This window comes from Mesorhizobium japonicum MAFF 303099 (genome assembly GCF_000009625.1).
In the GTDB taxonomy this organism is placed as follows: domain Bacteria; phylum Pseudomonadota; class Alphaproteobacteria; order Rhizobiales; family Rhizobiaceae; genus Mesorhizobium; species Mesorhizobium japonicum.
This window is the reverse complement of record NC_002678.2, coordinates 1,988,367-2,015,115: the sequence shown is the minus strand read 5'-3', so window position 1 is coordinate 2,015,115 and position 26,749 is coordinate 1,988,367. Positions and strand designations below refer to the sequence as shown.

The window sequence follows — 26,749 nt, the reverse complement described above, 5'->3', positions numbered from 1 at the left end:
TGTCTCGCGGCAATCGGCGAAACACATCTTGTTTAGCGCGCCCGCAAATCCGCACGAAGAACCGGGGCCGGCGCGCGCACCGCCCATAGACCGGGATGCTGGTCCAAGGCTTGCGGCCGATGTCTCCGAACGAGGCGAGATCCGCTTCCAGGTGGCTTGAGCGCCGCGCTGGCCATAGTTATGCATGGATCATGGTCGAGATCGTCAAACCCGCGCTTGAACATCTGCCATCCTACAAGGCCGCGCTCGAACGCGGCTGGTCGCCGGACAATGTCCGGCTCCAGGAGGCGACGCGCGAGCAGTTGGCGGCGATAGAGCAGGATCCGGTCGCCTTCCTGGCCAGCCTCGATGACCCCGAGGCCAGGGGTGGCCCGATCACCTTGCCCGACGGCACGCAAGTGGCGCGCTTGCCGGGCTTCCGCCGCTGGATCTGGGATGGCGAGGCGTCGGGGTCTATCGGCTTTCGCTGGCAGAAGGGCACGGCGGAACTGCCCTCGCATGTGCTTGGCCATATCGGCTATGCGGTGGTGCCATGGAAGCGACGGCGCGGCTATGCCACGCAGGCCTTGCGGCTGATGCTGGACGAGGCGAGGGCGGTCGGGCTGCCCTATGTCGAGGTCACCGCCAAGCCTGGCAATCCGGCCTCGCACAAGGTGATCCTGGCCAATGGCGGCAGGCTGGTCGAACGCTTCTTCGAGGATGCCGCCTATGGCGGGGTGGAGAGTTTGCGGTTCCAGATCGAGTTGTAGAACGCTTTAAAGCGTGTCGCATCGAAATGGCTTCATGCGACGCGCTTCAGGTCTTTGTTTTTATGCATGTCGCCCCCCAAACCGAGGTCACTTTTCGGTGACATGCCTTAACGTTGCTGATCGCGTAGCCAGTCGGCCAGCGATGCGCGATGCTTGCCGGCCCTGCCGGTGAAGGCCTCGGCGGACAGCATGGAGTTCAACACCGCCTCCTGCGTCGCTTCCGCCGCCGCGCGAAACAGGATGTCGATGCGCGCCTCGTTGAGCGCGAGCAGGGGCACCAGGTCGCGGCTTTCATCGTGGTCGACCAGATTGCCGGTGCTGAAGGCGATGGCGATGTCACCACTGCCATGGCCCCAGAAGGAACCGAGTCTGGCGATGCCGGCTCCGGCGCGGCGCGCTACCCTTTCAAGCTGGCGGTGTTCGAGCGGCAAATCGGTTGCCAGCACGATCATGACCGAGCCGCGCTCGTCCCCGGCCGGTTGTCCGGAGGTCGGCCGGCGCCCATCGGGCAGAACGAGGTCTCCGGGTCTGCCGAAATTCGACAGAACGAGAACGCCGAGGTGATGGCCGCCACCGAGCGCTATTCTTCTGGACGCCGAACCGATACCGCCTTTGAAGCCGAAGCAAGTCATTCCCGTTCCGGCGCCGACATTGCCTTGTTCGACCTCACCCTCATGCGCGTCCGCCAGCGCGGCGAGGGCGTGCTCCTCTGATATCGCCAGGGCCTGGATGTCGTTCAGCGGGCCATCATTGCATTCGCCGACCAGCGGATTGACGGTTCCGGTGGTGCGGCCGATATCCGGGTTCTGGCGGATGGCGTCGCGGATCAGCGTCGTGGCGCAGGTGCCGACCGAGAGCGTGTTGGTCAAGAGAACAGGCGTTTCGATGCTGCCGAGTTCCTGCACCTGCGTCAGGCCGATGGTCTTGCCGAAGCCGTTGATGACATGGCTTGCCGCCGTCACCTTCTTGCGAAACAGATTTCCGCCATGCGGCAGGATCGCGGTCACGCCGGTGTTGATGTCGCCATTGCGCAGCGTGCAATGGCCGACGCGTACACCGGGCACATCGGTGATCGCATTGTGCGCGCCCGCCGGCAAGATGCCGCAGCTCAAGCCGAAATCGCTGACAGTGCTCGCCATGTCTGCTCCTGGTCTTACGAGCGGCACGCGCCCAAGCCGAGATCCGCGCCGGACCGGATTTCGCTATCGGACGTGCTCGTCCGCACACAGCGCGTGGTCGGACAGCGCGCGGATGACATAGCAGTCGCCGACCGTCTTGCCGTCGCGGCAGGAAGCGATGCGTTCCAGCTCGGTTTCCAGCCGCTTCAGCTGGGCGATTTTTTCGCGCACGGAAATCAGTTGCTCCTGCGCGATCTGGTCGGCATGGCTGCAGGGCTGCTCGGGATGGCCGCTGAGATCGATCAGGGCGCGGATGTCCTCGACGGCAAAGCCAAGGTCGCGGGCGTGGCGGATGAAGGCCAGCCGTTCCAGCTCTTGCCTGGAATAGCGGCGCTGGTTGCCTTCCGAGCGCTCGGGCGCCGCGACCAGGCCCATCTGCTCGTAATAGCGGATGGTCGGCACCTTGACCCCGGTGCGGCGGGAGAGATCACCGATCGAAAACATGCATTTTGCCTCTTGAAGCTCTAGTGACTAGAGCAATTACAGTGCCTGACATCAGGGTTCAAGACCCGTGCAGCGGCACGCCGCGCGGGTCAGGAAGCAGACAGGTGATGGAATGACTTCTCCTCTGAGGCAGACACGGTTCAAGATCGGCGGCATGGACTGCGCTTCCTGCGCGGCCAAGATCGCCACGGCGGTGCGCCGTCTTGACGGTGTCGCGGATGTCTCGGTTTCGGTGACCGGCGCCAGCATGACGGTCAGCCATGGCGGTCCGCTCAATGACGACAAGGTGCTGCGGCAGGTGGCGTGGCTGGGCTACGGCATCGTCAAGGCGGAGGCCAGGACCGATGGGCCGGCGGCCAAGGCGCATGACCATGCCGCTCACGATCACGAAGGCCATGACCATCAAGGTCACGACCATGAAGGCCATGACCATGGCGGCGGCCAAGAAATCACCAAAGAGGCCGCTGGGGCATCCCATCTGCATAGCCACGCCGAACCCGGGCAGGTGTGGTGGCGCAGCCGCCGCGCGGCGATGACGCTGGCTTGTGCGGTAGCGCTTCTCGCCGCCTATAGCATCTGTCATCTGTTTCCTTCGGCTGAGCGCTGGGTTTTCCTGGCTGCATTGCTGGTCGGTCTCGTGCCGATCGCGCGGCGCGCGCTGATGGCGGCGCTGGCCGGCACGCCGTTCTCGATCGAGATGCTGATGACCATCGCCGCCGCTGGCGCCGTGATGATCGGCGCGACGGAAGAAGCCGCCGCCGTGGTTGTGCTGTTCCTGATCGGCGAGCTTCTGGAAGGGGTCGCCGCGGGCCGGGCGCGGGCCAGCATCCAGGGCCTGGCCGACCTGGTGCCGAAGACGGCGCTGGTCGAGCGGGGCGGCGGCACGGTCGAAGTTCCCGCCGAACAGCTTGCCGTCGGCGCCGTCATCGTTGTGCGGCCAGGCGACCGCATCCCGGCCGATGGCGAGATTGTGGAAGGCTCGAGTGACATCGGCGAGGCGCCGGTGACCGGCGAAAGCACGCCGAAGCGCAAGGGTGTCGCGGAACCCGTCTTCGCCGGCACGATCAACAGCGATGGCGTGCTCAAGGCGCGGGTGACGGCGGCCGCTTCCGACAACACCATCGCTCGCGTCGTGCGGCTGGTGGAGGAGGCGCAGGAGGCCAAGGCGCCGACCGAGCGCTTCATCGACCGCTTCTCGCGCATCTACACGCCGGGCGTGCTGGCAGTCGGCGCGCTGGTGGCCGTGCTGCCGCCGCTCGTCGCCGGCGGCGACTGGAACGAATGGATCTACAAGGGCCTGGCGATTCTTTTGATCGGCTGCCCCTGCGCGCTGGTCATCTCGACGCCCGCCGCGATCGCCGCCGGTCTCGCGACCGGTGCACGGCGCGGCCTGCTGATGAAGGGCGGCGCGGTGCTGGAAGGCTTTCGCCGGATCACGGCGGTCGCCTTCGACAAGACCGGCACGCTGACCGTGGGCAAGCCAGTCGTCACCGACATCGTCGCCTTTGGCCGCGACGAGCGCAGTGTGCTGGCGTTGGCGGCGGCGCTCGAACAGGGCTCCAGCCATCCGCTGGCGGTGGCGATCCTGGACAGGGCGAGAGCCGACAAGGCGCCGGTGCCGCCGGCTTTTGCCGCCAAGGCGATCTCGGGCAGGGGTGTCGAGGGCAGCGTCGGCGGCGTGGCCGTCTTCCTCGGCTCCGGCCCGGCGGCGGGCGAACGCGCCGACATAACGCAAGCGCAGCGCCTGGCCGTCGACAGCCTCAACGGCCAGGGCAAGACCGTGTCGGTGCTGGTCGCCGATGGCGTGGTGGCCGGGCTGATCGCCATGCGCGACGAGCCACGGCCGGATGCGGCGGCCGGCATCGCGGCCCTCAAGGCAGAAGGCATCCGCGCGGTGATGCTGACCGGCGACAACCGCCGCACTGCTGAGGCAATAGCCGCTTCGCTCGGCATCGAGGCGCGGGCGGAATTACTGCCGCAGGACAAGCAGCGCATCGTCGGCGAATTGCAGGGCGAGGGGCTGACAGTGGCCAAGGTCGGCGACGGCATCAATGACGCGCCGGCGCTCGCCGCCGCCGATATCGGCATCGCCATGGGCGGCGGCACCGATGTGGCGCTGGAGACGGCGGATGCGGCGATCCTGCATGGCCGCGTCCTGGACGTTGCCCGCATGGTGCGGCTGTCGCGGGCCGTGATGGCCAATATCAGCCAGAACATCACCGTGGCGCTGGGGCTGAAGGCAGTGTTCCTGGTCACCACCATTTCAGGCATCACCGGCCTGTGGCCGGCGATCCTGGCCGACACCGGCGCCACCGTGCTGGTCACCGCCAACGCCATGCGCCTGTTGCGCTGGCGCGGGTGAGGGCTGCGGCCGACGCCGTTCGACCGGCAAGCCGTCAGGGGTCGATATCCATGGCGAGTGCCGCCTCCTTCCGGTTCTCCAGTTCCGCGAGCCTGCCCTGGAGCGCGCTGCGGATCGAAGCGTAGGCTGCGGCGCCGAAGGTCAATCGTCGAGGCGCGGGATCCTGTTCCACCGAGGCGATCATCGCCTCGACCATCTTGCCGGGATCGCCCTTGATGTCGAACGAACCCTCGGAAAAAGCCCGGTGCAGGTCGCCAACCGGCGTGTTCGCATAGGCATCCGTGGACCCCGAAGTGACCAGGCTGGCGCCGAAATTCGTCCGTGTCGGGCCTGGCTCGACCAGCGTCAGCCCGATGCCGAACGACGCGACCTCCTGGCGAACGGATTCGACAAAGCCTTCAATGCCCCATTTGCTGGCGTGATAGAGGCTGAAGCCGGGATAGGCCATCTGCCCGCCCTCCGAGGAGACTTGCAGGATGCGGCCGCCGCGCTGTTTGCGCAGATGCGGCAGTGCCACCCGGATCAACTGTATGGAGCCGATGAGATTTGTGTCGATCAGGTCGCGGATCTGGCTGTCTTCCAGCTCCTCGGCGGCGCCGAACAGGCCATAGCCGGCGTTGCTGACGATGACATCGATGCGCCCCAACTCGCCAAAGGCCTTGTCGACCGTTGCCCGGATGGCATCGCTGTCGGTCATTTCAAGGGAAGCGATCCAGAGGCGATCGCCATGCAGCGCCTTCAGGTCCGCGAGAGCCTGCGGTCTCCGCACTGTCGCGGCGACCCGGTCGCCACGGGCCAGAAGCCTGTCCGTCAAAAGCCGTCCGAAGCCCGATGAAGTACCGGTGATGAACCATGTCCTGGTCATGGGAAATGTCCTTTCATTGCTGACTTCGGCCAAGACTACGCCATCCAACTCATGATACTATCCGTTCAATTTCACATGGCTTGATGAAGATTTTCCATGAATGGCAAGCCCGGACTTCCGGAATTGACCGCGCTCGCCGCGATTGTCTCGCATCGCGGCTTCCGCAAGGCGGCCGACGATCTCGGCCTTTCGCCTTCGACGCTGAGCCACATGATGCGGACGCTGGAGCGGCGTATGGGTGTGCGCCTGCTCAACCGCACCACGCGCAGCGTTGCGCCGACCGAGGCGGGCGAGCGGCTCGTCTCGCGCCTGCGGCCGCTTTTGTCGGATATCGACGCCGCATTGGCCGAGGTCGACGACTTCCGTGGTCTTGCATCGGGGACGCTGCGGATCAACACCAGCGAGATCGGCGCCCGATTGTTGCTTGGATCGGTGGTGCCGGCCTTTCTTCAGCGCTACCCTCAGGTTGCGCTCGATCTCGTCACCGAGGGAAGACTGGTCGATATCGTTGCCGAAGGCTTCGATGCCGGTATCCGCCTGGGCGAGGCCGTGCCGCAGGATATGGTTGCGGTGCGCTTCGGCGGGCCGACACGCTTCATTGCCGTTGCATCGCCGGCCTATCTGGCCGGCCGCACGGTTCCGAGAGTGCCGGATGATCTCAGGGATCAAGCCTGCATTCGGTTTCGGTTGCCGAGCGGCAAACCCTACCGATGGGAGTTCGAGAAACACGGCCAGGAGATTGCCATCGATGTCCCTGGCGCGCTGACGCTGGACAATATGGAGTTGATGGCCGAGGCAGCTGCCGGCGGTATGGGGATCGCTTATATCTCGGACAAATCCGCCAAGCCTTACCTCGACCGGGGAGCGCTTGTCGGTGTGCTGGAGGATTGGTGTCCGCCCATTCCCGGCCTGTTCCTCTACTATCCAGGCCACCGGCTGGTGCCACCGGCGCTGCGCGCCTTCATCGACGTGCTGAAGGAGACGAAGGGGTGAGGCCGTTACTCCGCCGGGGCCGTCAGCGGCGGCGTGGCGTTGCTGCGCCCTTCCCAGACCTGGGAGACGACTGCCACCACCACGGCGACCAGCATGGCGGCCGCGCCCACCACAGGCAGGCTGCGGTAGCCGTAGCCGGCATTGAGCATGGCGGCGCCCAGCGACGCGGCCAGCGCGATGCCGACATTGAAGCCGGACGGAATCAGTGATGAGGCAAGATTGGAGGCATCCGCCGTCCAGGCCAGGATGCGGGTCTGGATCGGCGTGCCGATGGCGAAGTTGAGGCCACCCCAGACGACGATCGCCACGATCATCGGCACGGGGTAGGGGCTGACGGCATAGATGACCGCCAGCGTCACCGCCTGCAGGGCCAGCATGGTGATGAGCGACGGCATCAGCTTCCAGTCCGACAGCTTGCCGCCGAGGAAGACGCCAAGTGTGGCGCCGACGCCGTTGAGCAGCAGCACCCAGGGCACCAGGCCTTCGTCGAGCCCGGTGACCTCAAGCAAGGTCGGCGTGATGTAGGTGAACAGGCAGAACTGGCCGAGCATCAGCATGAGCATCAGGATCAGCGAGGTCCAGACCTGCTGGCGCGCCAGCACGCGGACCTCACGCGCCAGGCCGGCGGGCTCGGCCTGATATCCGGCGGTGCGCGGCAGAAGGGCCGCCATGGCGCAAGTCGCCGCCACGCCCAGCGCACACATCACCCAGAAGGTTGCGCGCCAGCCCCAGATATTGCCGATGGCGGTGCCCGCCGGCACGCCGATGACATTGGAGACGGTGAGGCCGGACAGGATGACGGCGACCGCCATGCCGCGCTTGTCCTCGGGAACGAGGCCGACGGCGACCACCATGGCGACGCCGAAATAGGCGCCGTGCGCGACGGCAACGGCAATGCGCAGCAGCAGCATCGAGGTAAAGTCGGGCGCCAGCGCACAGGCTGCCTGGCCGATGGTGAAGGCGATGGCGAGGCCGAGCAGCAAGGTCTTGCGCGGCAGGGATTTGGTGACCAGCGCCAGCAGCGGGCCGCCGATGGCGATGCCGCAGGCATAGCCGGAGACGAGATAGCCGGCGGAGGGAACCGAAACGCCAAGCCCCTCCGCCACCTGCGGCAGCACGCCAGCAATGACGAATTCGGTGGTGCCGAAAGCGAAAGCGGCGATGAACAGGGCAATGAGCGGAAGCGACATGGGAATGCCTTGGCTGCAACGGCCTCAAACCACGGATGGGCGGCGCGGGCAATCCAGAAATTTTTGTCGCGACTTTAGCTTTTCTTGAGTGAGGGTGAGCAGCCGGTTCGCGAAGCGAATTCATCGTGCCAGTGGCACGATGAAAGGCCGGCGAACGCCGGGACGCTGCGAAAGAAGCGGGACCCGGCGGGGAGGCGCCACTCGGCCCTTCGCAGGCTCAGGGCGTTCGAAGCTCGAAAAGCCAAGCAATTGGCTTTTCGTCCGCTACGCGGACCACTTCTCACCTCCCTTGTGGGGGAGATCAGCAACTTCTCAACCCGCCTTCAGCCTCGACCCGGTCAGCAGGCCGCGCTCTTCGAGCACCGGATAGGCCATCGAGGCCAGCAGTGAATTGATCTGCTTCAGGTCGCGGATGGTGTCGAGATGGATCGAGCTTGTCTCGACGCTTTTGGCGGTGCCTTCGCGCAGCCGCAGGAAATGGCTGGCGCTGGTTTCCTTCTCGCGGTCGCGCAGCTGGTCCTTCTCCAGCACCAGTTGACGCGCCGTTTCGGGGTCGCGCGAGACCAGCACGTTGAAGGCAAGCCTTGCATTGGCCAGCACCGAGCCGTGGAAGGCACACAATTCGCTCCAGCCCTCGTCGGTGAATTCCAGCCCGCGATCGACCTTCTTCTTCACATGCACCAGCATGTTGCGCACGATGATGTCGCCGACCTGCTCGAGCTTGACGCAGGCGCCGATCAGCTCCTGGCAGCGCAGCGCCTCGTCCTCGGTCAGCGGGTTCTTGGTGACCTTGGCGAGGTAGAGTTTTATCGCCGCATGCTTGCGGTCGACGCGGTCGTCGAGGGCGGCCAGCGCCTTGATCTTGTCGGCGTCGGCGCTCTCATAGAGCTCGATGATACGCTTCAGCATGATCTCGACCGTCTCGCACACCCGCACCACCTCGCGCGTGGCATTGGCCAGCGCCTGGCTCGGCACGTCGAGCGCGCTTTCGTTGAGCGCGGACAGTTCGATGACGTCGAGCGAAGCAGCCGGCGTCGGCTTGGTACCGAGCGCGACAATCCTCTCCGAAGCGCGGTAGACGAAGCCGGCCAGCGGCAGGCCGGCGAGCAGGACGATGACGTTGAACAGGATGTGGGCGTTGACGATCTGGTCGGCCGCCTTCGCGCCGAGGAAGCCGACCTGCGGCCGGAAGATCATGAACAGGACCAGCATGACCAGAGAGCCAAGCCCGCGCATCAGGAGATTGCCGATCGGCACGACGCGCACGGCCGGCCCGGCCGAGCGGGTCAGCATCGGCGCGATGATCGAGGAGCCAAGATTGACGCCGAGGATGAGCACGACGCCGAGTTCCGGGCTGATCAGGCCGCGGCCAGCCAGCGTCGCCATCAAAAGCACCGCGGCGATGCTCGACTGGAACAGCCATGTGATCAGCGCCGCCAGGAGATAGGCGGTGATGGAATCGCTGGAGAAGTAGTTGATGATGACCGGCATCAGCTGGCTGTTGCGCAGCGGCTCGGATGCCTGGCCGATCATCTCCAGCGACAGGATCAAGAGGCCGATGCCGACCAGGATGCGGCCGGTCTGGCGCCAGTCGCGCCGCTCGGTGGCCATGAACATCACCGTGCCGGTGATTAGGCAGAGCGGCACCAGCAGCGTGAGGTCGAAAGTCAGCAGCTTGACCACAAGCGCCGAGCCGATCTCGGCGCCGCGCACCGCCAATTGGCCGGCCGCACCCGAGACGATGCCGGAACCGGCGAAGGAGCCGACCAGCAGGGTGACCGCGGTCGAACTCTGCAGCGCGATCGCAAGGCCGGTGCCGGCCAGCACCGCCATGATCGGATTGCGCATGGTGGCGCGCAGCCTGTGGCGCAGCACATCGCCATAGGCGCGTTCGACGCCGGTCTTCACCATGCGGGTGGCAAACAGCATCAGCGCCACGGCGCCGGCCAGATGCAGAAGGACGACGGAACCGCTCATGTCGGCGCCTGCATGCGGACAGGGCACGCGGTGCGGACGGCGCGGCGAACAGGCGGAAAAACAAGGGTTCGAATCATGGTCATGGCACTGTGGATAATAGCCGGAATATTTTAGCCGGATAATAAAACTTTGTCGATTTCAAGGGGCCGTCGTGGCGCGACAGGCCGTGTCGGGAATGGATGGGTACGCAAATGGTCGCACGGCCACGCCCTGGCCGGTCTGGCGAACGGCCGCTCTTGCCGGGGGTCGATGTTGTCTTTGCGGTGATGTTCAAATATCGGCAATAAGACGAAGATTTCATTACACAATTGTAATGCCTGTGTTCAGTTTCAGTTCATCCTCCGGTCGCTATTCCTCGGGCATCGACAACCAAGGAGATCTCTGATGAAGCGCATCGTTCTTTCTGTCCTCGCCGTCTCGATGATGGCCGCCACGTCACTTGCCGGCCAGGCCGCGCCGACGAACGCGCCGGTCGCGCCGCAGTCGAATTACACCAAGGTCGACTGGCAGAAGCCGGGCCACCACAATGATGTGAGGAAGCGCGTCTTCAAGAAGAAGGTCGTCGTGAAGCGGAACCACTGGCGCAACGGCCAGAAATATTCCGGCTGGAGGCAGCACCAGCCGATCCGCGACTATGGCCGCTACGGCCTGCATCGTCCCGGCCGCGGCCAGGAATGGATCCGCGTCGGCAACGACTATGTGCTGGTCGGCATCCTCTCGGGCGTCATCTTCGGCGCGCTTGCCGCGCAGTAAGCGTCCAGCGCTAGCCTGGAAAGGAGGGCGGTCCGTATGGCCGCCGTCTTTTTGCCCTGTGGAAACCGGGTATGGCCAGCATTGGGGGTCGTCGGATTTAGCTGGCATGATTATATGGTGGGGAAACGAGTTCCCTCAATGCGCTTTCCACCCGCCTTTCTCGACGAGATCCGCGACCGCGTGCCGATTTCACAGGTCATCGGCCAGCGCGTCGCGTGGGATCGCAGGAAGACCAATGCGTCGCGTGGCGATTTTTGGGCCTGCTGCCCGTTCCATGGCGAGAAGAGCCCGTCCTTCCATTGCGAGGACAAGAAGGGCCGCTACCATTGTTTCGGCTGCTCGGTCTCGGGCGATCATTTCAAATTCCTGACCGAACTCGACGGAATGAGTTTCCCTGAAGCGGTCGAGAAGATCGCCGACATGGCCGGCGTGCCGATGCCGGTGCGCGACGCCCAGGAGGAACGGCGCGAGAAGGAACGCGCGAGCCTGACCGACGTCATGGAGATGGCGACCGCCTTTTTCCAGGAACGGCTGCAGGGGCCTGAGGGCGCAAAGGCCCGCGCCTATCTGCGCGACCGTGGATTGACGCCGGCAACGCAGCAGTCGTTCCGGCTGGGCTACGCGCCGGACAGCCGCAATGCGCTCAAGGAGCATCTCGCGGCAAAAGGCGTGCCGAAGGCCGATATCGAAGCCTGCGGGCTGGTACGACACGGCGACGACATTCCGGTCTCCTATGACTGGTTCCGCGACCGCATCATGTTCCCGATTCCGGATTCGCGCGGCAAGATCATCGCTTTTGGGGGCCGGGCGCTGGCGCCCGATGCGCTGGCCAAATACATGAACTCGCCCGACACCGAGCTCTTCCACAAGGGCAATGTGCTCTACAATTTCGCCCGCGCCCGCAAGGCACTCGCCAAGGACGGCACGGTCATTGCCGTCGAAGGTTATATGGACGTGATCGCGCTGGCGCAGGCCGGCTTCGAGAATGTTGTGGCGCCGCTCGGCACGGCGCTCACCGAAAACCAGCTGGAATTGCTTTGGCGTATGGCGCCCGAACCGATGCTGTGTTTCGACGGCGACAAGGCCGGGCTGAAAGCGGCATGGCGTGCAGCCGATCTGGCACTGCCATCGGTGCAGGCCGGGCGCTCGGCGCGCTTCGCGCTGCTGCCGGAAGGCAAGGATCCCGACGACCTCGTCAAGGCCGAGGGGCCGGACGCTTTCCGCGCGGTGCTTGCCGATGCGCGGCCGCTGGTCGACCTGTTGTGGATGCGCGAGACGGCGGGCGGTGTCTTCGACACGCCTGAGCGACGGGCGGAACTGGGAAAGACGCTGCGGGAACTCGCCAGCCGCATCCGCGACGAAAGCACGCGCTATCACTACCAGCAGGAAATGCGTGAGCGCGAAAAGAGCTTCTTCGGCTCGCAGCGCGATGCGCGGCAAGGGCGCCAGGACTGGAAACCAGGACAGGGCAAGGCAGCCGCACCCGGTGGCCAATTCGCCAAGCCTGGCGGCGGCCGCATGGCGATCACCGAAAGCCTTGGCCAGTCGGCGTTGGTCAAGCGCGGCAGCGAGGGCATGTCGGTGCGCGAGGCGACGATCCTCGTGGCGCTGGTCAACCATCCGCCGCTGATCGACGAGAATTTCGCCCATGTCGAATTTCTCGACCTCGCCAATTCCGAATTGCAGCGGCTGCACGCCGCCATCCTCGACGCGATGGCGCATGACATGGCCAATGACCGCCACGCCGTGGTGGCGACGATCGAGCGTGCCGGCTGCGCCGAGATCTGGGAGCGCGCCGTCGGCCTGATCCGGCGGGCGCGGCAATGGCCCGCGCTGGAGACGGCGGCACTCGACGACGCCCGCGACGCCCTGAACCAGGCGCTGCACTTGCAGCGCAGCGCGCGCACCTTACATAAGGAACTGAAACAGGCGGAAGCGGCGCTCGAAGCAGATCCCTCGGACGAAAACTTCCGCCATCTGATCGAAATTCAGGCGCAATTTCAGGATGTACAGGCGACGGAAGCGCTGATCGAAGGATTCGGCGTTTCGTCGGGCAGGGCTGGGCGAGCCTAAGTGCAGCTGAGTACAGGAATGAGAGCGTGGCCAGGCTTCCCAGGGAAGCAAGGCGCGCTAAGTCGGGTAATTGATTCGCTTTTTTCATGCGAATCATGCCAGAGGCGCTTGACCTTCCGACAGAATGGCGGAATCAGGACGATTCGAAACGTTAACCCGCACCCGCGCCGACGGGAAATGAGCGATGTGAGGTACTGGTCACTGGACAGGCAGGCAGCCTGCCACAGATATCAGGGTTAATCTGGACTTAATGCATGTCGCCCAAGAGTGGGACCGGTTTTGGGATGACGGCATGCACCAAACAAAAGAGATGATGCGGTTAGTGGCCCGGTGAGGCGCGTTTAAAAAACGAGCGTATCCGATTTGACTGGTCCGACAGCTTACGCGGCCCCAAAGCTTGGCCGCTAGGAGAAGATAAAAATTATGGCGACTAAGGAAAAGGAAGAGGTCGAGACCGAACGCGAAGGCGCCACCGATGGCCCTCTGCTCGACCTTTCCGATGATGCTGTCAAGAAGATGATCAAGGCCGCCAAGAAGCGCGGCTATGTCACGATGGACGAGCTGAATTCGGTACTGCCTTCCGAGGAAGTGACCTCCGAGCAGATCGAGGACACGATGGCGATGCTGTCCGACATGGGCATCAACGTCGTCGAGGATGACGAGCAGGGCGAAGAGGCCGAGGCTGGCGACACCGCGGCCGACGCCGAGGAAGACGCCAACGAGCTGGCCGAACAGACCGGCACGGCGGTCGCCGCCACCACCACCAAGAAAGAGCCGACTGACCGCACCGACGATCCGGTGCGCATGTATCTGCGCGAGATGGGCTCGGTGGAGCTTCTGTCGCGCGAGGGCGAAATCGCCATTGCCAAGCGCATCGAGGCCGGCCGCGAGACGATGATCGCGGGCCTATGCGAAAGCCCGCTTACCTTCCAGGCCATCATCATCTGGCGCGACGAGCTCAACGAATCCAAGATCCTGCTGCGCGAGATCATCGACCTCGAAGCCACCTATGCCGGCCCGGAAGCCAAGCAGGCGCCAGTGGTCGAGCGCATCGAGGAAGCGCCCAAGGCCGAGGAAAAGCCGCGGCGCGGGCGCGACGATGAAGACGACGTCACCAATGTCGGCGCCGATACGCGCGGCATCGGGGACGACGACGAGGAAGACGAGGACGAGGCGAGCCTGTCGCTGGCGGCGATGGAAGCCGAACTGCGCCCGCAGGTGATGGAGACGCTCGACGTCATCGCCGACACCTACAAGAAGCTGCGCAAGCTGCAGGACCAGCAGGTCGAGAACCGTCTGGCCGCCGCCGGCACGCTGTCGCCCAGCCAGGACCGCCGGCTGAAGGAGCTGAAGGACCAGCTGATCAAGGCGGTGAAGTCGCTGTCGCTCAACACGGCGCGCATCGAGGCGCTGGTCGAGCAGCTTTACGACATCAACAAGCGCCTGGTGCAGAACGAGGGCAAGCTGTTGCGCCTCGCCGAAAGCTATGGCGTGCGCCGCGAGGAGTTCCTGAAGGAATATCAGGGTTCCGAACTCGACCCCAACTGGACGCGTGCGATCGGCAACCTGACCTCGCGCGGCTGGAAGGAATTCACCAAGAACGAGAAGGACGCGATCAAGGACCTGCGCGCCGAGATTCAGCACCTGGCCACCGAAACGGCGATCTCGATCCTGGAATTCCGCAAGATCGTCAACCAGGTGCAGAAGGGCGAGCGCGAAGCCGCGATCGCCAAGAAGGAAATGGTCGAGGCCAATCTGCGCCTCGTCATCTCCATCGCCAAGAAATACACCAATCGCGGCTTGCAGTTCCTCGACCTGATCCAGGAAGGCAATATCGGCCTGATGAAGGCGGTCGATAAGTTCGAATACCGCCGCGGCTACAAGTTCTCGACCTACGCGACATGGTGGATCCGGCAGGCGATCACGCGTTCGATCGCCGACCAGGCGCGCACCATCCGCATTCCGGTGCACATGATCGAGACGATCAACAAGATCGTGCGCACCTCGCGCCAGATGCTGCACGAGATCGGCCGCGAGCCGACGCCGGAAGAACTGGCCGAAAAGCTCGCCATGCCGCTCGAAAAAGTGCGCAAGGTCTTGAAGATCGCCAAGGAGCCGATCTCGCTCGAAACGCCGGTCGGCGACGAGGAGGATTCGCATCTGGGCGATTTCATCGAGGACAAGATGGCGATCCTGCCGATCGACGCGGCGATCCAGGCCAATCTGCGCGAGACCACGACGCGGGTTCTCGCCTCGCTGACGCCGCGCGAGGAGCGTGTGCTGCGCATGCGCTTCGGCATCGGCATGAACACCGACCACACGCTGGAAGAAGTCGGCCAGCAGTTCTCGGTCACCCGCGAGCGTATCCGCCAGATCGAAGCCAAGGCGCTGCGCAAGCTCAAGCACCCGAGCAGATCGCGCAAGCTGCGCAGCTTCCTCGACAGCTGAGACATACCGACAGCAAGACCAACAAGGGCGCCACTGGCGCCCTTTTTCGTTTGTGGCACGCGCTCTTGCGGCTCACTCCCTTCGGGAGGATACTTTCCAAGTCGGATGCGTTTTCAGGGCGATAAGCCGGATGCCCGCCCCGGCGGAGGTCACTCCCTACCGCCGTGCTCCGTGGCCCCGGAGGGAGGTGTGCATGACAACCTACATCGTGCTGATGAACTGGACGGAGCAGGGCGCCAAAAGTGTGCGTGATTCGCCGAAGCGGCTCGATGCCGCCAGGAAGCAACTGGGCGACATGGGCGGTTCGTTCAAGGCGTTCTACCTGACGATGGGTGAATACGACATGGTGGCGGTGGTCGAAGCACCCGACGATGCGGTCTTGGCGCGTTTCTCGCTGATGCTGGCGGCGGCCGGCAATGTCAGGACGCGGACACTGAAAGCCTTCCCCGAATTCGCCTACCGCGAGATCATCTCGTCGCTTGGATAGCAAGCGGCAGGTTCGAAGGCGATAACCTGGGTACCCGACCTGACGGCGCTTTGCCGCAGGACAGGGCGCTTCGCCGTGATAGACTGCGGCCAGTGGGATCGCGATGAAGAAATTCTCGATATTGGCTGCCGGCCTTGCCTTGATGTCGTCGATGCCGTTCGCCGCCGGCGCCGCCGCGCAAAAACCAGTCGGCATTGCCAATCCGGCATCCGTCCATTGCGGCGAGATCGGCGGGCGCCTGGTGATCAGGAAGGACAGGGCTGGCAACGAATACGGATTTTGCCGGTTGCCCAAAGGGCGCCTGTGCGAAGAATGGGCGCTGTTTCGCGACAACAAATGCGTCGGGCCAAAGGCGGCCATGCGCGGCAAATGACATGCGCGCTGTCATAGGGTGAGATGATGTCCGAAACACATTCGCATCTTTGGCCCGGCGTACCGCTCGCCCTTGGCTCGGCCGCTCTGTTCGGCGCGACCCCGCCGCTTTCCAAGCTGCTGCTCGATGCCGTGAACCCCTTCATGCTGGCCGGACTGCTCTATCTCGGCGCCGGTCTCGGCCTCGCTCTCTATCGCTTGCTTGGCGGCAAGCAGGCGGCGGCTGGTGAAGCGCAACTGGCCGCCCGGGATATCCCCTGGCTGGCCCTGGCAATCGGCATGGGTGGCATCCTCGCGCCGGTGCTGTTGATGTTCGGCCTCAGCCGCAACACGGCATCCAGTTCAGCGCTGCTGCTCAACCTGGAAGGGCTGGCGACGATGGCGATCGCCTGGCTCGTCTATCGCGAGAATGTCGACCGGCGCCTGCTTTTTGGCGCCTTCGCCATTCTCGCGGGCGCGGTGCTGTTGTCGTGGGACGGCGGCGGCATTGCTTTCAACCCGGGCGCCCTGCTGGTGGCGGGGGCTTGCGTGGCCTGGGGGCTGGACAACAATTTCACGCGCAGGATCTCGGCCACCGACCCCGTGGTGATCGCCATGCTGAAAGGCCTGGTGGCGGGTGCGGCCAATGTCGGGTTGGCGCTTGCCGCCGGGGCGTCGTTTCCCGCGATGTCGATTGTCGCGGCCACGGCCGCGGTCGGCTTCCTCGGCATCGGCGTCAGCCTGGCGATGTTCATCCTGGCGCTGCGCCATCTCGGGACGGCGCGCACAGGCGCCTATTATTCGCTCGCTCCGTTCATCGGCGCGCTGCTGGCCATCGTCATGCTGGGCGATGCCGTCACCTTCAAACTGGTGGTCGCGGGGCTTCTGATGGGCGTCGGCCTGTGGCTGCATCTGTCGGAACGCCATGAGCACGAGCACGACCATGAGGCGCTGGAACATGAGCACAGCCATGTGCATGACGAGCACCACCAGCACGATCATGACGGGCCGGTGAGCGAGCCGCATTCGCATTGGCACCGTCATGCGCCGATGCGCCACCGGCATCCGCACTATCCAGACCTGCATCATCGGCATAGCCACGGCTGAGCACGCCAAGATCATGCTCAAGCAAACGCCCAAGCCTGAACTGACCGTCTGGTACAACACGCGTTGCCCTGTCTGCGATGCGGGCATCAGCTGGCAAAAGCGGCGGCTGATCGAAGCGGTCCAGGCAGGGCGGATCGAGTTTCGCGACATCAATCTGGAGCCGGCCGCACTTGGCCGTTTTGGCGCGTCGCTGGAAGACATCCGCCGCCGGCTGCACGCCACCGACGCGGCCGGCCGGCTGCTGGTCGGCGCCGATGTCGCGATTGCCATATGGCAGGCGACACAAGGCGAGGGCTGGCTGGCCACGCTTTTCGGCAATCCGATGGCCTTGCCGCTGACGCGCTTTGCCTATGATCGCTTCGCCGACCTGCTCTACGCCTGGAACCGGCGCAAGGGCCGCTGGTAGCCGAACCCATCCAATTCCATCGTCTGCAACGACAAGACCCCGGACCGGCAGGTCGATCGGGCTGGCGCCGCATTCAGATACATCGTAAGATATATCTTGACTCTACGAGAACACGCGCCTAATTAAGATATATCGTAAGATAGAACGCAAGGAGCAATCAATGCACAAGGATAGTCATCATTTCGGGCGCGGCCATTTCGGCGAGCGCATGTTCATGCACATGGCCGGCAAGTTCGGTGGCAGAGGGGGCGGCGGCTTTGGCCCGTTCGGCCATGGCGGTCGTGGTGGCGGACGCGGCGGCCCGGGCGACATGTTCCGCGCCGGCCGCATGCTGGCCGACGGCGACCTCAAGCTGATCACGCTGTCGCTGCTGGCCGAGGCGCCGCGCCATGGCTACGACATCATCAAGGCGCTGGAAGAGCGCACCAGCGGCATCTACAGCCCGAGCCCGGGCGTGGTCTACCCGACGCTGACTTTCCTGGAAGAGGCCGGCTATGCCGTCTCGTCGAGCGAAGGCAACAAGAAGGTGTTTTCCATCACCGAGGCCGGGCAGGCGCATCTTGCCGACAATCGCGAGATGATCGACGGCGTCCTCGACCACCTCGAACGCTTTGGCCGCAAGATGGCCAAGGCACGCGACTGGTTCGGCTGGAACGACGATGACGAGGACCGTCGCGGTGGCCGGGGCGGCCGCGGCGAGCGTTCGGAAACGCGCGACGAATTCCGCGCCATCCGCCACCGCCTGCGCGCGGCGCTCGGCGAGATCGTCGATGCCCCGGCCGAAAAGCAGGCCGAGGCGATCGCCGTCCTCGAAGCCGCTGCCGAAGCGCTGGAAGCGCTGACGCACCGTTGAGCCAGGCGCTATAAACGCAGAAAAAAGCCCGGGGCGACCCGGGCTTTTTTCGTCAGGGCGATGTGGATCATTCCTTGCCGACATATTCGCTGATCAGCTTTTCGTTGCGGGCCTTTTCGATCTTGGCGCTCATCTCGGCCGACAGGCGCTCATCGGTGCGGTATTTGACCAGGTTCACCAGGCTGCCCGTGAGCAGCAGGATACCCATGGCCCAGTAGCCCTTGGTCGACAGGTCGACCGGCGCCAGCCACAGCGACAGGCCGAGCATGAAATAGGCGGCACCGACCGAGGCGGTGTTGAACATGATGTAGGTCTGATTGGCGTTCATTGGAGTTTTCCGTTGATCTGGCGATGGTTGGGTTGATGGAAATCAGGTCTGCAAAGACTGGTTTCAGTTGACGGCTTTCAGACGCTCGAGCACGTCCTTGGCGCGCACCTTCACCGCCGGGCCGTGTCCGGCATTGGCGAGGCGGTCGCGGATCGCTTCGTGACGCAGTTCGCCGTCGATCTCGTCGAGGATGCCGGCCTCCTCGAACGGGTCGCTGGCTCCCGTGATGTGGGCCAAAAGCTCCTCGGCATCGTTGAGGCTCGCCGAATGGCCGATCGACCTGACAAGGCGTGACTGCGCCTTGCGCTCGGCATCGATGGCGCGGGCCGAGATCATGCCCTGGTTCAAGTCGATGATGCGGCGATGCGCCCGTTCCACCGAAACGCGCATCCGCAACGTCTTTTCGCCAAGGCTTTGCACCGTGGCGCGGCGGACTTCGCGCTCATTCTCCAGTTCGGCGATGGCAGCAGCGCCACTTTCGGCCAGGCCGTTGTTGCCGGCGGCGAGCGCGCTGAGCGTGCGGCTTTCCAGATCCGCGTGGCGGCGTTGGAGCTGGTCGAGACCGGCCTGCTCGGCGCGCTGGCGAACGATGAGTGAGGCAAGTGTCTGCTTGGCGGCGGCAAGACCCGCCTCGGCGTCGCGGATGCGCTGCGCCAGAAGGTCGATGGCGAAGCGATCCTTCAAGCCGTCCTCGGCCCGCGCGCCGGCGCCGTCGAGCAATGTTCTGATTAGGCTAAGCATGGTTCTTCTCCCTTGTCGCGTGAACGATGTTCACGAAGTCAACATAACAGAAAATGAACATTGTTCAAGCGACTTTTGAACGCTGTTCACGAAATCCCGGATGTGATAAATTGGGGGGAATTCGCGGTTCGAAGCAGCGTGCCGCGCAAGGCAGGCGCATGCACAAGGATTGATATGGCACTGGACAAGGAAGAAACGGGCGAGCGTGTATTGGCCATTGCCGAAGTGCTGCTCAACGAGGGCGGCATGGACAATCTGAAGGCCAGGACCATCGCCGAGCAGGCGGGCATCTCGGTCGGCTCGGTCTACAATCTGTTTTCTGATCTCGACGGGGTGCATCGTGCCGTCAACATGCGGCTGCTCGACCGGCTGGGGGCCGCAGGGGCCGCGGCGATGGCGGATCTTTCCCAGCGCGGCATCACCGATGTGCGTCAGCGCCTGCTGGCACTGGCCGGCGCCTATGTGAACTTCGTCGAGGGGCATCCCGGCAGCTGGCCGGCGCTGCTTGCCTTCAACAGGCGCCGCCCGACGCTGGCCGAGCCGGACGCCTACGAAGCGCGGCTCGACCAGCTGTTCGAGATCATTGCCGGCGTGCTTGCCGGCGGCGATTTCGACCTCGACGACGACACGCGCCGGATCGCCGCGCGCACATTGTGGTCAAGCGTGCATGGCATCGTCACCAGCGGTTACGCCGGCAGGTCCGTGCGCCGGCAGGCCGGCGAGATCGACCAGCAGATCGAGCTGCTGGTCGCCGTCTTCATCAGGGGGCTGGAACGCGGCGGCGCATTCGCGCATGCTGGGACAACAGCGTAGTGGCTTGACGTTGAAGGTTGACGCGTCGCGCGGATTCGCGAACGTGGCAGATCGGGGCAATGAAGAGCCGGATGATGACGACAGTCAAAGATTCAACCCCAGCAGCGCGGGAATTGTATCTTGATCTCCTGGTCAGGATATTGCTCAACACCATTTACCAGGATCCCGCCATCAACCCGGGGGTTCGGCCGATGGTGGTCGAGCCGTTCAACCCGAAAACCCGCGCGATCGGCAAGGATTGGCCAACGCAGGCTCACACGATGGTCGGCCAGGCGCGCCTCGAGAACTTGCGCCAGCTGTCGCAACAGGTGCTGGACGACGGCATCGTTGGCGACTTCATCGAAACGGGCGTCTGGCGCGGTGGCTGCTGCATCCTGATGCGCGGCGTTCTTGCCGCGAACCAGATCCATGACCGCAAGGTCTATGTCGCTGACTCGTTTGCCGGCCTGCCGGCGCCAAACGTGGAGCTCTATCCCCGGGATACCGGATGGGACCTGCATGAGTTCAAGGAACTGGCCGTCTCGCTGCAGACGGTCAAGGACAATTTCTCACGCTATGGGCTGCTCGACGAGCAGGTCGTGTTCGTGGAAGGGATGTTCAGCGACACGCTGCCGTCGCTGTCCGCCGGGCCGTTCGCGCTGCTGCGGCTCGACGGCGACCTGTACGAGTCGACCATTGTGGCGCTGAATTCCCTTTACCCCAAATTGTCCCGGGGCGGTGTCGTCATCATCGACGATCGCGCCCTCGATCCATGCCGGCGCGCGGTGATCGATTTTCGCGATAAACACGGCATCACGGCGCCGATGCAAGAGGTCGACTGGACCGGATCCTGGTGGCGCAAGGAATGAGCGTTGTTAGCGAACGCGACGGAGATAGCCGTTGACGTTCCACGTCACATTGGTGCCGAAGTGGTCGCAAAGGCCGGTATCGATTTCATAGTTCTGCCCACGATCGCGCAAGAACAGCTCGACCGCACGACGCGGGCCGCCCATCAGCCTGGCGACAAATTCTGGACCATAAAGATCGTCTACAATACCGTCCTCGACGGCAATATACTCTCCGGCAACCAGCCAACGATCGAAGAAGCGCAGCACGGCGAGCGTCGTCTCGCAATGATGGTCCGCGTCCTCGATGACGAAAATCGGCCTGGGGAGGCTCTCCATCAGATCCGCCGGTAGGGTTGCCGCCAGGTCGCGACCGTCGCCACGATGAAACGTCACGCCCGGTACGCTGATCGAGGGCGGCGTGATGTCGATCGAGTGAATGACGCAGTCGACGCCGAAGCTGCACATCATATCGGCAAACCAGAGCGCGCTGCCGCCCCATTTGGAGCCGATCTCGATCAATGTCCGGGGCTTTTGCTGCCAAAGCAGCATTTGGTACAGCGCCAGATCGAATGGATTTTTGTAGGTGGGCACGCCCTTGTACGTGTAGCGCATCGTGCCGTCTTGAATCCTCGCAAGCGCTGCGCCAAGCAATGCACTTCCGGTGGCAAGACGTTCAATCATACGGTTGTCCTACAAGCCGACGTCAAACCCAATTATCCGGTATGCCGCCAGCGACAAAGCGTGATTGGGCCGGTTGGCGGTGCAGAAGATGCTTGCCGAAGAAACGTGTTGGCCATGAACATCTTACTGGTACGAAATATCGCCCTCCAAGTTCAAGGACATTCATGGCAGGCAGCGGTATATTGCCGATCGCGATTGAATTCCCATGCGCCTCGCGCAACGCAGACCTGGTCGCCAGGACAGAGGCGGAACGGGCGAGGGGCTGGAACGCGGCCGCACATTCGCGCATGCTGGGACAACAGCGTCGTGAATCGCGAACAGGGCAGGCCGCGATTGCAGGACGAACAAGGAGATTTGAGCGATGTCTTTTCTGAAACGTCTTTTCGGTGGTGGCGGCGGTGAAGCGGCCGAGCCCAAGAGTGCCGCACCCGCCAAGCAGGTCGAACACAAGGGTTTCCTGATCAGCGCCACGCCCTACAAGAGCGACGGCCAGTACCAGACCTGCGGCATCGTCTCCAAGGAGATCGACGGCGTGGTGAAGGAGCACAAATTCATCCGCGCCGACCGCTTCGCCGGCCTCGACGACGCCGTCGACATCTCGATCAAGAAGGGCATCCAGCTGGTCGATGAACAGGGCGAGCGGATTTTCGGGTAGGGCTCGGCCACGTACCCGGCTGCATAAATCCAGCTTATCATCACCCCTAGTTTTTGAAGACGTTACAGGGTCTTTCGCCATCTGTAGCTTCGACTCTACACATTGGAAATGACTGGGGATTTGGTGGGTCGATGCAGACGCATGCGCGGGTGGTGGTTGTTGGTGGCGGGTGCGTCGGCGCGGGCATCCTCTACGGTCTGGCCAAGCGCGGCTGGGCCGACGTCGCGCTGCTCGAACGCACGCAGTTGACCGCCGGCTCGACCTGGCACGCGGCGGGCCTCGTCCCGTCCTATGCCCGCAACATCAATATCGGCCGGATGATCAACAAGACCATCGAGATCTATGAAGGGCTGGAGGCCGAGACCGGGCAGCCGGTCGGCTGGCACAAATGCGGCCAGCTGCGCATCGCCAATTCCAGGGACCGGCTCGACGAATACAAGAGCTATATGAGCGTCGCCGACGTTCAGGGCATGCGGGCGCATTTGCTGTCGCCGACGGAGGCGAGGGCGCTTTGCCCGCTTCTCGATAACAAGCATATGCTGGGTGCGCTCTATCATCCCGATGACGGCCATATCGCGCCAGCCGACGTGACCCATGCCATGGCCAAGGGTGCGCGGGATCTGGGCGCCAAGATTTACCTGAACACCGAGGTGACCGGCTTTCAGCGGACCGCTGGCGGCGAATGGCGGGTCCAGACGAACAAGGGCGACATCATCTGCGAGCATGTGGTCTGCGCGACCGGCAATTACGCCCGCCAGACCGGCGCGCTGCTCGGCCTCGACATCCCCGCCATCCCGATCCTGCACCAGTACTGGATCACCGAGCCGGTGCCGGAGATCGTAGAGCGCAAGAAGCAGGGACGCGCCGAGATGCCGATCCTGCGCGACGAGGGTTTTGAGGGCTATCTGCGCGAGGAGGGCGACGGCTTCATGTTCGGGCCCTACGAGCGCACCGAACACCTCAAACTGTTCGCCGAGGACGGCGTTCCCGCCTGGTTCGGCGCCGATCTCGTCGAAGAGGATTTCGAGGCGGTGTCGTGGAACTGGGAACAGGCAACACAGCTCGTGCCGGCGCTGGGACGCGCCGGGATCAAGGCCAATGTGCGGGGTCCCTTCCAGATGACGGCGGACGAGCTTCCGCTGATGGGACCGGCCTGGGGCCTGCCCAATGTGTGGCTGGCCGAGGGCGTGCCGGGCGGCATATTGTGGGGCGGCACGATCGGCTACTACCTGTCGGAGCGGATCGTCGAAGGCGGCAACAGCCTCGACACCTCCGATCTCGATCCGCGCCGCTTCGGCGACTACGCCAACAAGGCCTGGACGCGCGAGAAGGTCCGCGAGGCCTGGGGCACGCATGCGGAGCAAAAGTACCCGGGACAGGACATGCCCGCCGCCCGGCCGCAGAAGACCGCGCCATCCTATGCGCGGCTGACCGAACTGGGTGCGGTCTGGGGCGTGCTCAACGGCTGGGAAATGCCGAACTGGTTCGCGCCCAAGGGCGTCGAGGCCAAGGACCAGTACAGCTGGCGCTGGACCGAAAAGGGCGTGTTCGTTGGCGAGGAGGTGGAGGCCGTGCGCAACGCCGTCGGCCTGGTCGAGATGACGCCGATGACCAAGTTCGAAGTGTCGGGGCCGAACGCGGCCGCCTGGCTCGACAGGATCCTCGCCAACCGGCTTCCCGCGGTCGGCAAAGCGACGCTGGCGCATCACCTGACGGCGGGCGGCGGCGTGCAAGCGGAATACATGGTGGCGGGGCTTGGCGAAGACAGTTTCTATCTCGTTTCGACGCCACGCGCCGAGCGCTGGAATTTCGATGATCTCTCAAAGCTGCTTCCCGCCGACGGCAGCGTCAGCCTGAAGAACGTCACCAACGAGCGCGGCTGCTTCACGATTGTCGGGCCGAAGGCGCGGGACGTGCTGCAACCACTCACCGAGATCGACCTGTCGAATGCCGGCTTTCCCTGGTTCGGGGTGAAGACCGGCAGCGTGGCGCTTGCCAGCGACGTGCGGCTGCTGCGCGTGAACTACGAGGGCGAGCTCGGCTGGGAACTCTATCATCCCATGGCCTACCAGCGGCAATTGCTCGACGCGATCCTGGGAGAGGGCGAGAAGCACGGCATGCGGCTCGTCGGGCTGCATGCGCTGGAATCGCTGCGGCTCGAAAAATCCTACCGCGCCATGTACCGCGACATGAATCCAGAGCTCAACGCGCTGGAGAGCGGGCTCGAACGCTTCATCCGCCTCGACAAGGGCGATTTCGTCGGCCGCGACGCGGTCCTGAAATACAAGGCGAGGAACGACCAGCGCCGATCGGTGACGCTCAGAATAGAGACCGACGGCGCCAGCACGCTCGCTTCCGAAGGTCTGTACATCGGCGGCGAGCTGGTCGGGCGCATCACATCGGGCGGCTATGGCTACACGCTCGGCCATGATGTGGCGCTGGCGCTGTTGCCGGAACGTCTCGGCACGCCCGGCACGAAGCTTGACGTCGCGATCCTGGGAGAATGGAAGACCGCCGAGGTCATCGCGGATTCACCCTATGATCCCTCTTCGGCCAGGGCGCGGATGTAACGCGCAGCAGACGTGAGCGAAGGTGTCGGGGGCACGCTTCCAGCTTCAGTTGTTTTTTGCATAGGACTGTCGGCGCCCGAAAGCGGCTTCGGTCATCACTTGCCAATGTAGGCGGCCAGTACGTCCGGCGTCCCATTTGGGAAAGCCTGTTTTAGAAAGTCCAAGAACGCCGACACTCGCGCGCTGAGCAGCCGCCGCGATGGGTAGAGCGTCCAAATCGAGATTTCGGGACCGTCAATATCCCCCCAATTCACCATTTCAGCGGTCCCGTGCTCTCGCTAGATAAAACCAAAGCCGGTCACTGCCGGATAATCTCCGACCGTCCGGAACAAAGCTGACTGGCGCAGGTTAGGTCCCAGCACATGTGTGCATGAAAAGGACCTTTCCCATGAAAACGCGCCTACTTCTGGCCTCACTGGCCACAGCTACAGCCATGGCTTTTACCTTGCCCGCACTTGCCGCCGACAGCGCACAGGACTTCGTCAACAAGGCCGCTGCGGGCGGCATGTTCGAGGTCGATTCCAGCAAGCTTGCCGAAAGCAAGGTGCAGGATCAGAGCGTCAAGGATTTCGCCCACAAGATGATCGACGATCACGGCGCTGCCAACGCAAAGCTGGAGACAATCGCCGGCGAGCAGAAGCTGACGGTTCCGAAGGAGCTGGATGCCAAGCACAAGGCTGACGTCGACACTCTGCAGAACGGCAAGGATCCGATCGACGGCCCCTACGTCCAGATGCAGCGCGACGCGCATATCGATGCCGTGAAGCTGTTCGAGAGCTACGCCAAGGACGGCGACAACGCCGAGCTGAAGACGTTCGCCCAGCAGACGGTGCCGACCCTGAAGATGCATCAGGAGATGATCGAAAAGATCGCGGCGACCATGGGCACCCAGTCGTCAAGTTCGCAGACGCCCAAGGTCACGGTCGGTGACAAGCCCGAGCAAGCTCCTCCGCTTCCCGGTGCAAACAGCTTCACCGAAGACCAGGCGAAAGGCCGCATCCAGGATGCCGGTTTCGCCGATGTGTCGAAGCTGACCAAGGACGACCAGGGTATCTGGCGTGGCCAGGCCAACAAGGATGGCAAGAACACCACCGTGGCGCTGGACTACAAGGGCAACGTCGTTGCCGGCACCAACTGAAACTGAGATCCAGGAGATCGAAATCATGAAGACCGTAACCGGACTGTTCGACAATTATGACGATGCTTCCGACGCCGTCGGTGAATTGGAAGCTAGCGGTGTGCCGCACGACGACATCAGCATTGTTTCCGGCAATGCCGACAATCAGCACAACAATGACGGCTCCAAGGTCGCGGACGACGCCGCCGGCGGCGCAGGTCTGGGAGCAGCGATCGGCGGTGCCGGTGGGCTGCTCGCCGGACTTGGCCTGATGGCTATTCCCGGCGTCGGTCCGGTGGTGGCCGCCGGCTGGCTGGCTGCCACTGCGGTCGGTGCCGTTGGCGGTGCCGTTGTTGGCGGTGCGGCTGGCGGCATCGTCGGGGCGCTCACCGATTCCGGTGTCCCGGAACATGATGCCCATGTCTACGCCGAGGGCGTGCGTCGCGGCGGCACGCTGGTCACGGCCAAGGTCGATGATCAGTTGGTGCCGGCGGCCGAAAGGATCCTGGGCCAGGCTAATTCTGTCAACCTGCAGGAACGGCGTGGCGAATACCAGGCCGACGGTTGGACCGGCTTCGATCCGGACGCGGAGAACTACCGCTCGAATGAAATCGGCCGCGACGGCGCTCGCGACGTGAACCGAGTTTGATAGACAGGCCTCGCCGCCGAAAGGCGGCGGGGCCATTTTGCCGAACAGCCTTTGGCTAGAGCAATTCTAGGAAAAGTGTAAGCGGTTTTCCCGGGAAAAGCGCGTAGCGCTTCCCTTGGGAATTGCGTCTAA

Annotated in this window: 25 protein-coding genes and 1 pseudogene; 17 read left to right on the top strand and 9 right to left on the bottom strand. The window is 63.9% G+C overall.

Annotated elements, in window-relative coordinates; genetic code table 11:
• Positions 1-191 precede the first annotated feature (191 nt).
• Positions 192-749: a GNAT family N-acetyltransferase gene (locus MAFF_RS10865; protein ID WP_010910953.1), complete on the top strand. Its 558-nt coding sequence runs from the start codon at positions 192-194 to the stop codon at positions 747-749.
• A 107-nt stretch (positions 750-856) separates the two neighbouring features.
• Here the strand turns inward: MAFF_RS10865 and MAFF_RS10860 are convergent, their stop codons facing one another.
• Together MAFF_RS10860 and MAFF_RS10855 are read right to left on the bottom strand one after the other, a co-directional pair.
• Positions 857-1,888 carry a P1 family peptidase gene (locus tag MAFF_RS10860; RefSeq protein WP_010910952.1) on the bottom strand — a complete coding sequence of 344 codons (1,032 nt, stop codon included), beginning with the start codon at positions 1,886-1,888 and terminating at the stop codon, positions 857-859.
• Positions 1,889-1,951: 63 nt separating this feature from the next.
• Positions 1,952-2,371 carry a MerR family transcriptional regulator gene (locus tag MAFF_RS10855; RefSeq protein WP_010910951.1) on the bottom strand — a complete coding sequence of 140 codons (420 nt, stop codon included), beginning with the start codon at positions 2,369-2,371 and terminating at the stop codon, positions 1,952-1,954.
• 112 nt (positions 2,372-2,483) lie between these two features.
• On the opposite strand from MAFF_RS10855, the gene MAFF_RS10850 reads away from it, so the two are divergent.
• Positions 2,484-4,733 (top strand): heavy metal translocating P-type ATPase, encoded by a 2,250-nt coding sequence (locus MAFF_RS10850; RefSeq protein ID WP_010910950.1) that lies wholly within the window; start codon positions 2,484-2,486, stop codon positions 4,731-4,733.
• A gap of 34 nt (positions 4,734-4,767) precedes the next feature.
• On the opposite strand, the gene MAFF_RS10845 is transcribed toward MAFF_RS10850, so the two are convergent.
• Positions 4,768-5,598 (bottom strand): SDR family oxidoreductase, encoded by an 831-nt coding sequence (locus tag MAFF_RS10845; protein ID WP_010910949.1) that lies wholly within the window; start codon positions 5,596-5,598, stop codon positions 4,768-4,770.
• A gap of 96 nt (positions 5,599-5,694) precedes the next feature.
• On the opposite strand from MAFF_RS10845, the gene MAFF_RS10840 reads away from it, so the two are divergent.
• On the top strand, positions 5,695-6,591 hold the full coding sequence (locus MAFF_RS10840) for a LysR family transcriptional regulator (protein ID WP_010910948.1): 897 nt from the start codon (positions 5,695-5,697) through the stop codon (positions 6,589-6,591).
• A 5-nt stretch (positions 6,592-6,596) separates the two neighbouring features.
• Here the strand turns inward: MAFF_RS10840 and MAFF_RS10835 are convergent, their stop codons facing one another.
• Both MAFF_RS10835 and MAFF_RS10830 read right to left on the bottom strand, forming a co-directional pair.
• Positions 6,597-7,781 carry an MFS transporter gene (locus tag MAFF_RS10835; protein ID WP_010910947.1) on the bottom strand — a complete coding sequence of 395 codons (1,185 nt, stop codon included), beginning with the start codon at positions 7,779-7,781 and terminating at the stop codon, positions 6,597-6,599.
• A 312-nt stretch (positions 7,782-8,093) separates the two neighbouring features.
• Positions 8,094-9,758: a Na/Pi cotransporter family protein gene (locus tag MAFF_RS10830; protein WP_010910946.1), complete on the bottom strand. Its 1,665-nt coding sequence runs from the start codon at positions 9,756-9,758 to the stop codon at positions 8,094-8,096.
• 384 nt (positions 9,759-10,142) lie between these two features.
• Between MAFF_RS10830 and MAFF_RS10825 the strand changes: the two genes are divergently transcribed.
• From MAFF_RS10825 to MAFF_RS10790, 8 genes are all read left to right on the top strand, one after another.
• On the top strand, positions 10,143-10,511 hold the full coding sequence (locus tag MAFF_RS10825; RefSeq protein ID WP_010910945.1) for an RcnB family protein: 369 nt from the start codon (positions 10,143-10,145) through the stop codon (positions 10,509-10,511).
• Positions 10,512-10,649: 138 nt separating this feature from the next.
• Positions 10,650-12,584 carry a DNA primase gene (gene dnaG / locus MAFF_RS10820; protein WP_044548240.1) on the top strand — a complete coding sequence of 645 codons (1,935 nt, stop codon included), beginning with the start codon at positions 10,650-10,652 and terminating at the stop codon, positions 12,582-12,584.
• Between the two features lie 423 nt (positions 12,585-13,007).
• Positions 13,008-15,032, top strand: coding sequence for an RNA polymerase sigma factor RpoD (rpoD, locus tag MAFF_RS10815; protein ID WP_010910943.1), 2,025 nt, complete (start codon positions 13,008-13,010; stop codon positions 15,030-15,032).
• 193 nt (positions 15,033-15,225) lie between these two features.
• The gene (locus MAFF_RS10810; protein WP_032931318.1) at positions 15,226-15,519 is read left to right on the top strand and encodes a GYD domain-containing protein; all 294 of its coding nucleotides are present in this window, start codon (positions 15,226-15,228) and stop codon (positions 15,517-15,519) included.
• A 103-nt stretch (positions 15,520-15,622) separates the two neighbouring features.
• The gene (locus MAFF_RS10805; protein ID WP_010910941.1) at positions 15,623-15,892 is read left to right on the top strand and encodes a putative hemolysin; all 270 of its coding nucleotides are present in this window, start codon (positions 15,623-15,625) and stop codon (positions 15,890-15,892) included.
• 26 nt (positions 15,893-15,918) lie between these two features.
• Positions 15,919-16,977, top strand: a complete 1,059-nt coding sequence (locus tag MAFF_RS10800) for a DMT family transporter (protein WP_010910940.1) — start codon at positions 15,919-15,921, stop codon at positions 16,975-16,977.
• 13 nt (positions 16,978-16,990) lie between these two features.
• Positions 16,991-17,383: a thiol-disulfide oxidoreductase DCC family protein gene (locus tag MAFF_RS10795; RefSeq protein WP_010910939.1), complete on the top strand. Its 393-nt coding sequence runs from the start codon at positions 16,991-16,993 to the stop codon at positions 17,381-17,383.
• 160 nt (positions 17,384-17,543) lie between these two features.
• On the top strand, positions 17,544-18,236 hold the full coding sequence (locus tag MAFF_RS10790) for a PadR family transcriptional regulator (RefSeq protein WP_044548239.1): 693 nt from the start codon (positions 17,544-17,546) through the stop codon (positions 18,234-18,236).
• A 67-nt stretch (positions 18,237-18,303) separates the two neighbouring features.
• Here MAFF_RS10790 and MAFF_RS10785 read toward each other — a convergent pair whose 3' ends face one another.
• On the bottom strand, positions 18,304-18,564 hold the full coding sequence (locus MAFF_RS10785; protein WP_010910937.1) for a YiaA/YiaB family inner membrane protein: 261 nt from the start codon (positions 18,562-18,564) through the stop codon (positions 18,304-18,306).
• Between the two features lie 63 nt (positions 18,565-18,627).
• On the bottom strand, positions 18,628-19,305 hold the full coding sequence (locus MAFF_RS10780) for a PspA/IM30 family protein (protein ID WP_010910936.1): 678 nt from the start codon (positions 19,303-19,305) through the stop codon (positions 18,628-18,630).
• A 174-nt stretch (positions 19,306-19,479) separates the two neighbouring features.
• Here MAFF_RS10780 and MAFF_RS10775 point away from each other — a divergent pair, with 174 nt between their 5' ends.
• The gene (locus tag MAFF_RS10775; RefSeq protein ID WP_010910935.1) at positions 19,480-20,118 is read left to right on the top strand and encodes a TetR/AcrR family transcriptional regulator; all 639 of its coding nucleotides are present in this window, start codon (positions 19,480-19,482) and stop codon (positions 20,116-20,118) included.
• 113 nt (positions 20,119-20,231) lie between these two features.
• The gene (locus tag MAFF_RS10770; RefSeq protein ID WP_244420772.1) at positions 20,232-20,966 is read left to right on the top strand and encodes a TylF/MycF/NovP-related O-methyltransferase; all 735 of its coding nucleotides are present in this window, start codon (positions 20,232-20,234) and stop codon (positions 20,964-20,966) included.
• 6 nt (positions 20,967-20,972) lie between these two features.
• Here the strand turns inward: MAFF_RS10770 and MAFF_RS10765 are convergent, their stop codons facing one another.
• A complete protein-coding gene (locus MAFF_RS10765) occupies positions 20,973-21,596 on the bottom strand; it encodes a CmcI family methyltransferase (RefSeq protein WP_244420771.1) in 624 nt (207 codons plus the stop codon).
• A gap of 391 nt (positions 21,597-21,987) precedes the next feature.
• Here MAFF_RS10765 and MAFF_RS10760 point away from each other — a divergent pair, with 391 nt between their 5' ends.
• Both MAFF_RS10760 and MAFF_RS10755 read left to right on the top strand, forming a co-directional pair.
• Positions 21,988-22,281: an HlyU family transcriptional regulator gene (locus MAFF_RS10760; protein ID WP_010910932.1), complete on the top strand. Its 294-nt coding sequence runs from the start codon at positions 21,988-21,990 to the stop codon at positions 22,279-22,281.
• Positions 22,282-22,412: 131 nt separating this feature from the next.
• Complete coding sequence (locus MAFF_RS10755; protein ID WP_010910931.1) at positions 22,413-24,851, top strand: GcvT family protein; 2,439 nt, start codon at positions 22,413-22,415, stop codon at positions 24,849-24,851.
• 95 nt (positions 24,852-24,946) lie between these two features.
• On the opposite strand, the pseudogene MAFF_RS37620 reads toward MAFF_RS10755, so the two are convergent.
• Positions 24,947-25,108, bottom strand: a pseudogene (locus MAFF_RS37620) (LysR family transcriptional regulator); the annotation flags it as partial.
• A gap of 131 nt (positions 25,109-25,239) precedes the next feature.
• Between MAFF_RS37620 and MAFF_RS10750 the strand changes: the two are divergent.
• A complete protein-coding gene (locus MAFF_RS10750; protein ID WP_032931311.1) occupies positions 25,240-25,989 on the top strand; it encodes a DUF4142 domain-containing protein in 750 nt (249 codons plus the stop codon).
• 25 nt (positions 25,990-26,014) lie between these two features.
• On the top strand, positions 26,015-26,617 hold the full coding sequence (locus MAFF_RS10745) for a general stress protein (protein WP_010910929.1): 603 nt from the start codon (positions 26,015-26,017) through the stop codon (positions 26,615-26,617).
• Positions 26,618-26,749: the final 132 nt, after the last annotated feature.